This window comes from Candidatus Thioglobus sp., from assembly GCF_028599055.1.
Lineage (GTDB): Bacteria > Pseudomonadota > Gammaproteobacteria > PS1 > Pseudothioglobaceae > Thioglobus_A.
The window spans coordinates 1-8886 of record NZ_JAQRMS010000052.1 but is presented as its reverse complement, the minus strand read 5'-3'; the positions used below and the strand labels follow the sequence as shown (position 1 = coordinate 8886).

General features: G+C 41.5%; 10 protein-coding genes. 5 read left to right on the top strand and 5 right to left on the bottom strand.

Translation table 11 applies throughout. The features are described 5' to 3' along the window. Positions 1–72 precede the first annotated feature (72 nt). Positions 73–795, top strand: coding sequence for a DUF3530 family protein (locus PSN35_RS04715; protein ID WP_300030172.1), 723 nt, complete (start codon positions 73–75; stop codon positions 793–795). Beyond that, positions 783–1565 (top strand): sulfite exporter TauE/SafE family protein, encoded by a 783-nt coding sequence (locus tag PSN35_RS04710; RefSeq protein WP_300030169.1) that lies wholly within the window; start codon positions 783–785, stop codon positions 1563–1565. Before PSN35_RS04715 ends, PSN35_RS04710 begins: the two co-directional genes overlap by 13 nt. Before the next feature lie 27 nt (positions 1566–1592). Here PSN35_RS04710 and PSN35_RS04705 read toward each other — a convergent pair whose 3' ends face one another. The 3 genes from PSN35_RS04705 to msrB are packed head-to-tail and all read right to left on the bottom strand — an operon-like array spanning position 1593 to position 3870. Further along, positions 1593–2192 (bottom strand): flavin prenyltransferase UbiX, encoded by a 600-nt coding sequence (locus PSN35_RS04705; protein WP_300030166.1) that lies wholly within the window; start codon positions 2190–2192, stop codon positions 1593–1595. Beyond that, on the bottom strand, positions 2192–3505 hold the full coding sequence (gene mpl / locus PSN35_RS04700) for a UDP-N-acetylmuramate:L-alanyl-gamma-D-glutamyl-meso-diaminopimelate ligase (protein ID WP_300030164.1): 1314 nt from the start codon (positions 3503–3505) through the stop codon (positions 2192–2194). Before mpl ends, PSN35_RS04705 begins: the two co-directional genes overlap by 1 nt. Then, positions 3505–3870 carry a peptide-methionine (R)-S-oxide reductase MsrB gene (gene msrB, locus PSN35_RS04695; RefSeq protein ID WP_300030161.1) on the bottom strand — a complete coding sequence of 122 codons (366 nt, stop codon included), beginning with the start codon at positions 3868–3870 and terminating at the stop codon, positions 3505–3507. Before msrB ends, mpl begins: the two co-directional genes overlap by 1 nt. Before the next feature lie 38 nt (positions 3871–3908). Between msrB and PSN35_RS04690 the strand changes: the two genes are divergently transcribed. Further along, on the top strand, positions 3909–4994 hold the full coding sequence (locus PSN35_RS04690) for a polynucleotide adenylyltransferase (protein ID WP_300030157.1): 1086 nt from the start codon (positions 3909–3911) through the stop codon (positions 4992–4994). Here PSN35_RS04690 and PSN35_RS04685 read toward each other — a convergent pair. Next, positions 4971–7442: a PD-(D/E)XK nuclease family protein gene (locus PSN35_RS04685; protein WP_300030153.1), complete on the bottom strand. Its 2472-nt coding sequence runs from the start codon at positions 7440–7442 to the stop codon at positions 4971–4973. The two genes, PSN35_RS04690 and PSN35_RS04685, sit on opposite strands and share 24 nt — an antisense overlap. After that, a complete protein-coding gene (gene yihA / locus PSN35_RS04680; RefSeq protein ID WP_300030150.1) occupies positions 7443–8042 on the bottom strand; it encodes a ribosome biogenesis GTP-binding protein YihA/YsxC in 600 nt (199 codons plus the stop codon). A gap of 80 nt (positions 8043–8122) precedes the next feature. Between yihA and PSN35_RS04675 the strand changes: the two genes are divergently transcribed. Then, on the top strand, positions 8123–8404 hold the full coding sequence (locus PSN35_RS04675; RefSeq protein ID WP_300030148.1) for a c-type cytochrome: 282 nt from the start codon (positions 8123–8125) through the stop codon (positions 8402–8404). Between the two features lie 90 nt (positions 8405–8494). After that, the coding region (locus PSN35_RS04670) for a cytochrome c (protein WP_300030146.1) at positions 8495–8886 on the top strand (392 nt) is incomplete at its 3' end.

Below are 8886 nucleotides of genomic sequence, written 5' to 3'. Positions count from 1 at the left end.
TATTAAAATCCGTCATTTTCATTTTTTTCGAATTTTTTGTTTTATAATTGCTTTATTGGTTTAGGGGGTCTGATGAAAATACTTTCGTTAATATTGCTTTTGTTTGCTGATTTGTCTTTTGCGCAAACACAGCCTGATTATGCCAAAGAGGCGCGCTGGGCTGAGCAGGTGGAAGACGGCATCATGGATGGTGACGTTGTTTGGTTGAGCGCTAACAGTCATGATTTTATGGCCATATACACACCAAGTGAGTCTGATACTAAACAGACAGCTGTGATTGTTCATGGATTAGGTGTTCATCCGGATTGGCCGCAGGTTGTCCAGCCGTTGCGCGTAGCATTAACGGAACGTGGCTTTAATACGCTATCAATTCAAATGCCGGTTTTGGATAATGATCATGATTCTCTTGCTTATATGGCATTATTGAATTACTCCGATGCTCGTATTGCATCTGCACTCGAGTATCTTCAAACTGAAAACCTTAATGCTAATGTTTTAATTGCGCACAGCTTGGGCAGTGTTATGTCGACGCATTTTTTGGCTAATAATGCCAATTCAGTTGAGCGCTTTATTGGTATTGGCATGCCTGACAAAACCGTTAATTTTTTGAAAAAAATCAATTTACCGGTGCTTGATTTGTATGGCGAAAAAGACATTCAGTCGGTGATGCATAGTGCGCTAGATCGTTCCAATACCACTAATAAACAATACACTCAGCGCATGGTTAATGCAGATCATTTTTTTAATGAAAAAGACGTGCTGCTCGTGGATGAGGTAAGTCATTGGCTGAAATAGCGCTGTTATTACTACTAGGCGTATTTTCCGGCTTTATTGCTGGCTTATTGGGTGTAGGTGGCGGGTTAATTATAGTGCCAGCGCTATTATATTTGTTGAGTGGTAGTGTAGAACAAATAGTGTTAATGCATACTGCTGTCGCAACGGCGCTAGCGGTTATTGTATTTACTTCAATTTCAAGTGTTCGAGCTCACCATAGTCGCAGTGCAATCCATTGGCATAATTTTAAAAAACTCACCCCTGCGATTCTACTTGGTGCTTTTAGTGGTGCGCTACTCACCAAAGTCATGAGCTTTGACTTTATGCGAATTTTCTTTGCCTTATTTGAATTTAGTGTTGCTGCGATTATGTATTTTGGACTTAGTAGTTCTGCACATGCCGATAACCTAGGCAAGTGGGTGTGGCGTATTACTGGCTACATTATTGGCTTGGTATCGGCCATCGTTGGCATTGGTGGCGGTACCATGACCACGCCATTTTTAACCTACAATAATGTTGATATTAAAAATGCAATCGCCACTTCAGCAGCGGTAGGCATGCCAATCGCCATTGCTGGTGCACTGGGTTTTATCGTGGCAGGCTGGAATGCACAGGGTGTTACTAATGGCTTGGGATTTATCCATAGTGAAGCATTTATTAGTATTGTGTTGATGAGTGTCTTGTTTGCGCCACTTGGTGCGCGAGTCGCACACAGTGTGGATGGCAAAAAACTCAAAAAATTCTTTGCGATATTCTTAGCTTTATTAGGTTTAACCGTTATCACTTTTTAGTATTATAGGCAAGGCCTATAATACTAATCATTCTTGCCAAGGGGGTAGAAGATTGTGCTCTACTGCTAAATGATCTAGAATTCTAGCTACGACAAAATTAACCAAATCTTGAATAGAGGTTGGTTGCTGATAAAACGCTGGGTTGGCGTCCATAATAACCACACCAAGGCGAGATAGTTTAAGCATGTTCTCGAGATGAATGGCTGAATAAGGGGTTTCTCTAGGTACTAGAATCAATTTCTTTTGCTCTTTAATCACCACATCAGCAGCGCGATGCATCAAATTATCACCATGGCCATTGGCAATGGCCGAAAGTGTGCTCATGGTGCAGGGGCACACCACCATTGCCCTGGGTGGGTTAGAGCCAGAGGCAACAGGTGCTGTCCATTGATTTTTAGAAAAAACCTCAATTTGACCAACCTTAGCGCCCAAGTAGTTGGTCAGGTTCTTTTCAACAAGCTGAGTGTCTGCGCCTAAATTCAGATCAGTCTCCATGGCGATAACAGTATTGGCCGCTTGAGAGATCATGACGTAGATTTTATCTTGTGTTTTAATCAGCTCCTTGAGCAATGTTAAGGCGTACGGCATGCCTGAAGCGCCAGTTAGGGCGATAGCAATGGGTTTCATTAGACTGCTCCTGAATTTAGTTGTGCGATGATTTTAGTAAATATATCGTCAAAGCTACCATTTGACATAACCACTAGGTGGCCTTGTTCAATCTGGGTAAGTTGAGCTAGTATATCATCCACTGAATTAAACAAACTTGAGCAGTCAAACAAAGCAGTGATATCCCAGTTGCTATTGTCTGGTTTTAAGATAAGTGTTTGGTCAGCTTCTTGTAGTGCGTTGACCAAGCTTTGCTGGTGAACGCCAGATTTCATGGTGTTGGATCTAAGCTCCAAAATGGCGATAATTTTCTCATCACCTACTTTGGCGCGCAGGCCTTGCAATGTGGTGCGAATGGCTGTTGGATGATGGGCGAAGTCATCATATAGCGTGATGTTATTTGCCTGATGTTTAATCTCTAAACGACGCTTTACGCCTTTGAATTTTTCTAGTGCTTCACACGCAATATTAAACGTCACGCCGGCGTGGTGCGCTGCATAAATCGCATGGATGCCATTTTGCATGTTGTGCTCACCAAGCAAGTGCCAATCAACCGTTGCACCTTCAACACTAAAGCTTGTGCCTGTTTTGGTGGCGGTTAGTTGCTGAGCAGGCAAGGCCTGCTCAGACGACCATAACCCTTGATTGAGTACCTCGTTAATTGTTTGGGTGTTATCTGGATGGATGATTAGCCCTTCTTTTGGTACGGTTCGAATTAAATGATGGAATTGTTTTTGAATGTCTTTGATGGAATCAAAAATGTCAGCATGATCAAATTCAAGGTTGTTAATCACCAGTGTTCTTGGATGGTAATGAACAAATTTTGAGCGCTTGTCAAAAAAGGCGGTGTCATATTCATCTGCCTCAATCACGAAAAAATTTGAATCTGTCAAGCGTGATGACACGCCAAAATCATCTACCACGCCACCAATTAAAAAACTAGGATTGTATCCTGCATAGTCTAGGATCCAGGCGAGCATGCTGGCTGTCGTTGTTTTTCCATGAGTGCCGGATACGGCTAGCACCCATTTATTACGCAGTACATTTTCACTCAGCCATTGAGCACCTGAGGTATAGGTGAATTGTTTGCTAAGAATCTCTTCAACACAGTCGTTACCACGCGATAGGGCATTGCCAATAATGAAGACATCAGCTTGCGGCATATCCGCCACGTTATAGCCGTGAGTGTAGTTAATGTTTTGCTCATCGAGCTGAGTGCTCATTGGTGGATACACGCCTTGATCTTGGCCGGTGACGGTGTGACCGAGTTGTTTGGCGATTAGTGCCAGTGAACCCATGAAAGTGCCAGCAATACCAAGAATATGAATATGCATTACAATTCCTTAAAATCTAATGAGGCAGAGTTGATGCAGTAACGCTGCCCGGTTGGTGCAGGGCCATCCGTAAACACATGGCCAAGATGGGCGTCGCAGTTTTTACAACGAACCTCTACACGGGTCATGCCGTGAGTATTGTCTTTAATCAACGACACGCTATTGGCATTGGCAATGTCATAAAAACTAGGCCAGCCAGTGCCAGAGTCAAATTTGGTAGTTGATGAAAACAGCACTTGATTACAACAGATGCACACGTAATGACCAGTCTGATGATGATCAACAAATCTGCCAGTAAATGGCGATTCTGTGCCACACTCTTGTGTCACTCGATACTGTTCGGGCGTTAAATTATCTAAATCCATTAGGGTATTATATTTGTATTTAGTCAACATTTGAGATAATGAAAATTTATTTAGTGGGTGGTGCAGTGCGTGATCGCTTATTAGGGCTTGCTGATGAAAACACCGAAAGAGATTGGGTGGTGGTTGGTTCGTCACCTGATGAAATGTTGGATTTAGGCTATCGTCAAGTAGGTAAAGAATTTCCCGTTTTTTTGCATCCAGGCACGCAAGAAGAATATGCGCTGGCCAGACTCGAGCGCAAAGTTGGCAAAGGCTACAAAGGTTTTGAATTTGACACCTCTAAAGCAGTTACACTGGAACAAGATCTATCGCGTCGTGATTTAACCATTAATGCCATGGCTGAAAAAGATGGCGAATTAATCGACCCATTTAATGGTCAGGATGATTTAAATAATGGCTTGTTAAGGCATGTGTCTGATGCCTTTAGTGAAGATCCAGTACGTGTGCTGCGTGTGGCTCGTTTTGCCGCTCGCTTTAAACCATTTGGCTTTAAAGTGGCACATACGACGCATCGCTTAATGAAGGACATGGTTGCATCAGGCGAAGTGGATGCACTCACCCCTGAGCGCGTTTTTAAAGAGTTGGCAAAGTCACTCTCTTATAAAACACCCTCGGCCTTTTTCAAGGTGTTAGCTGCCTGTGGCGCCTATGAGCGCATCTTCTCATCATTGAGTGTTGACCAACCTACTAAGCATGTTAATCAGTTTGATTTTTTAGACCATGTCGATACTGACCAACCGCATCTTAAATTTTGTCTTTGGCTGGTTGCTGAAAATTTAGATAACATTATTCAAGTTTGTCAGCAGCTTAAAGTGCCCAAACAATATGAGCAATTAGCCAAATTGAGTGCGCAATTTTATCAATTTGTACAAGCATTTGAACAGCAAACAGTTGAGGCGATCAATGATTTTTTTATCAAGACCGACGCACTCAGGCGTCAAGATAGATTTGAAGAATTGCTGCAAGTTTTTCAATTGTTGGCTGTTGATATTAATCCAATTGCAGCGCTTAAAAAACAATTGGCATCGATAGATATTGCCTCATTGGATAAAGCTAATATTGCACAAGCGATCGCTCAAGAGAGGAAATCTATTATTGCTTTATTTTTGCACGCGACAGAGTAAATCAAACTCGCAATAATCACACGCTATTTTGTTGGGCGCTACCTGAGCTTGACCTGATTGAAAATCTTGACTGGCTTGATTAAGTTGATTTTTCCAGGTGGCTAATTGATCATCCCAATCTTGGCACTTGCCTTTGCGAGTAGATTGTTTAGGCAGTGAATCTGGATCTTTTGACAATCCTTTAAAGCTTGCGCCATTTGAAGTCAATTCAATAAACGCCGCACCTTGGGTATTGTTGGTAATACTGTAAATAGGAAGCTGTGGTTCGCCAATTTGTGCGCCGCACCATTTGGCCGTGGAGGTAGCGCCAGTTTTATAATCAAACACAATTTGGTCGCCATTGTTCATTTCATCCAGTCGATCTAATCGTGTGTTAAAGTTAAGTCCGGCAATATCTACGCTCACGCTACGCTCAGTAGCTAGTACACGGAAATCTTCCCTAAGCTTGTCAGTTTCAATAAATTTAGCTAATAATTGCTCTACCCGGGCTTTCTCAATGATTTTAAAGCCAGATTCTGCGTGACGTTTAAGCGCTGCATAAACTTTGCGACTAATCAGTGAGTTAAGCTCAGATGAACTAAGCGCTAGTAAAGCCTCTTTGGTGTTTATTTCTTCATAAATATACTGCAGTGCATTATGAATAACATTACCTTGTTCACGTCGATCTAGGCCAATATGTGGCTCATCAACTGACTCGATATTTAGTCGATGTGCAAACCCTTTGAAGGCACACGCCATTTGGTCTTTTAAAAGTGAAACGCCAGATTTGATGTGCTTATCTAAAAACTCTGGTGCACTGTGGTTATCAACAGACTCAAGGTTGATCGCCTCTACGTTGAACGGCTCTTGTGGCTTGTGCTTATAAAAATCATTTAACAAAGGAGAGGGTAGCTGCTCTGATTCGTCGTGTGATTTTGCATAAGAAAAAATGACGTGGTCAGATAATGCACACAAGTTGGCAAATGTATTCTGCGCATCTGTTTGGATTAATTCATAGCTGCTATGAGGAATTTGATATTCAGCGGCTATTGCACCACTAATAAATCGTGGCGAATTAAGTTTAGCCGGTAAAAATCCTTGTGTCATACCCATCACCCAGGCTTTGTCAAAACGCAACCCTTCAGCTTCCAAGGAGCCAATAATTTGAATATTGGATTGACTAGACTGCGCCTGAAAGATAACTTGACTGGTTATTTCCTTGAGTATCTGTAGTGCTATAACGGTGCTACACGGTTCTTGATGTATTGATAATTGATTCAGTATTAGTGAACTATCTAAGTATTTTTGCAACAATTGATACTCGCCACTGCTTAAGTTTCGATCGGTGGCAAATCCCCAATGCTCAAGCGTTGCATTAAAACTTGTTAAATGTTGATCCAGGGTTTGTGTGTTAGTTTGATGCGTTATTTGGCTGAGTATTTCTGACAATATTGGACACTGTGTTAGTGCATCTTCTAGCCGCTCTAAAGAGAAATATTCAAGCGCTAAGGCGCTAGTTTGGTTGGCTAATAAGTGTCTGGCACTACGTTCTGACTGATAACCTTTGACATACACGCTGCTAACCACTTGAGTAAATAAAGATGATTCAATGCGATCCTTTTTAAGCTGCTCAGATAGAGTGAGTAGGTTGAGCAAATCTTGGATTAATGCATACTGAGACAAGGGTAAACCTAATGACATATTGTAGGATTTTTGCCCTGTTTCAGTAAGCAGGTCATCAAAAACTTGATCAAAGATTGAGGTTAACTGATGTTGTAATTCACTTAATTGTGGGCAAACAATGGCAATAGATTTGTGCGGATTATCCTGTTGCTGCTGCTTGGCCCAGTTGGCAGCTGAGATAATCTCATCTAAGGTATTGTTAAAACAATACTGTTCGGTTGATTGCGTTTGTTGTAGCTGAAGTGTTTGGTAGTTGAGCGCTTTAAAAACCTTATCTTGCAAGGGTGTGAGTGTTTTAAAGCCGTAAACAAAAAGAGATTGTGTTAATTTGTCATCAGTCAATATTAAGCTGGCCAAATCGTTCGTATCGATTACATTTAGTGTTTTTTTATATTGCTGATAATGCGATATCCATTGAGCGAACACCTCACTGGCTTGAATTTTTGATTGTGCTAATAGGCTTAATGGGATTTGGTGATTGGTGCAATAATCATAATTTTTAACCACCTCATTGATGAGCTGCGGGTGGCTAGACTGGCCACAAACTTTAAGTGATGATTCAATTAAGTGTCGTTGCTCTATCGCATTAATTAACCGACTTTGGTTGTGTAACTGGCGAGTTTTCCAATAATGGTTAAGATACTGAATCCAGGAAAATATTTTAGGTAATTGGGTGTTTGGTTGTTGTTGAGTGAAGCTTTGTTTAAAGGCTAGCACCTGGCGATTGTTAGCAACAACAATTGTGTCAGTTGCTAGAAGATGGCCTAGATCAACATTTAAGTGCATTTACTCTATATAGCCAAAAAAAGTATCAAGACGTGACCATAAGGTATCCAGGCCTTGTCGCTTTAGGCTAGAAAATAACTGTACATCAACATAAGGATGGTTTTTAATTTCTTTTTTAACCAGTTGATAAGCATTGGCAGCAGCGCCTTTTTTGAGTTTATCGGCTTTAGTCAGGAGAATCTGCGTCGGAAGATTGATGCTGACACACCAATCTAGCATCATTTTGTCAAAAGGTTTGAGTGGGTGGCGTACATCCATCACCAAAACCGCGCCGCGCAAACAATCACGTTTTTCAAAGTATTCACTCATGTCTTGATGCCATTGTTTTTTAACGTGTTCAGGCACCTTGGCATAACCATAGCCTGGCAGGTCAACCAAACGCCTGTCTTTGTCCAACTCAAAGAAAACTAAATGCTGTGTGCGCCCCGGTGTACGTGATACCTTGGCAAGTTTGTTTTGCATGGTAAGTGTATTAATCGAGCTAGATTTACCCGCATTGGATCTGCCAGCAAAGATAACTTCGAAGCCTTCATCTGTAGGTGCGCCTTTGATTGACGGGCAAGAAAGTAAGAATTTGGCTTGATGGTAGTGTTTGCGCATTGAAAAACTATGTATAATCAAAAATTAGTGGTGTTTGAACTATATACCATTTTATATTATTACAAAACAAGGAGAGAGTAATGAAGAAGGTTTTATTAGTAGCTGCAGCTACATTAGCAATGGGTTCTGTTCAAGCAAACCCATATGATGCACTGGGTTGTTCTGCTTGTCACGGTGTGGGTGGTAAATCAGCTATTCCAACATACCCATCATTGGCAAAATCAGCGCGTCCAGATCTTGACGTAGTTAAAGCACTTAAAGATTTCCAATCTGGTGCACGTAAAGACCCTACAATGAGTGCTATGGCGCCATTAGCAGCAGGTCAAGAGCAAGCGATTGCTGACTACTTAGCAGGTCAATAGATTACTTGCGCCACGTGGCGCATTTCATCATTTGAATAAGCCGATATTAGCGTATAATATCGGCTTATTTTTTTGCAAAAAAGGACACACATGAACAAACTAGCATTTATTTTTAGCGCTGCATTGGCTTTTATTTCAGTTAATACGTTCGCTGCAGGCGATGCAGCCAAGGGTAAGGCCAAGTCTGCAACTTGTACAGCATGTCATGGTGTTAATGGTAATTCAATGGTGCCAAATTTTCCTAAAATTGCTGGCCAGGGTGAGGGTTATACTTTTAAGCAATTAACTGATTTTAAATCAGGTGATCGTAAAGATAGCTTAATGGCGGGTATTGTTGCAGCTTTATCAGCAGATGATATGGCTAATTTAGCAGCCCACTTCTCTAAGCAAAGTGTTGCACAAGGTGTTGCCAGCAAAACAGCAAATATTGCTCTAGGTGAGCGACTATACCGTGGTGGTGATAAAACAAGAGGCATTACCGC

Bases quoted from the DNA above. Each gene is read 5' to 3' on its own strand.
- PSN35_RS04715 (WP_300030172.1), top strand. From the start codon at position 73: ATGAAAATACTTTCGTTAATATTGCTTTTGTTTGCTGATTTGTCTTTT.
- PSN35_RS04705 (WP_300030166.1), bottom strand. From the start codon at position 2,192: ATGAAACCCATTGCTATCGCCCTAACTGGCGCTTCAGGCATGCCGTAC.
- PSN35_RS04685 (WP_300030153.1), bottom strand. From the start codon at position 7,442: ATGCACTTAAATGTTGATCTAGGCCATCTTCTAGCAACTGACACAATT.
- PSN35_RS04675 (WP_300030148.1), top strand. From the start codon at position 8,123: ATGAAGAAGGTTTTATTAGTAGCTGCAGCTACATTAGCAATGGGTTCT.
- PSN35_RS04690 (WP_300030157.1), top strand. From the start codon at position 3,909: ATGAAAATTTATTTAGTGGGTGGTGCAGTGCGTGATCGCTTATTAGGG.
- yihA (WP_300030150.1), bottom strand. From the start codon at position 8,042: ATGCGCAAACACTACCATCAAGCCAAATTCTTACTTTCTTGCCCGTCA.
- mpl (WP_300030164.1), bottom strand. From the start codon at position 3,505: ATGCATATTCATATTCTTGGTATTGCTGGCACTTTCATGGGTTCACTG.
- msrB (WP_300030161.1), bottom strand. From the start codon at position 3,870: ATGGATTTAGATAATTTAACGCCCGAACAGTATCGAGTGACACAAGAG.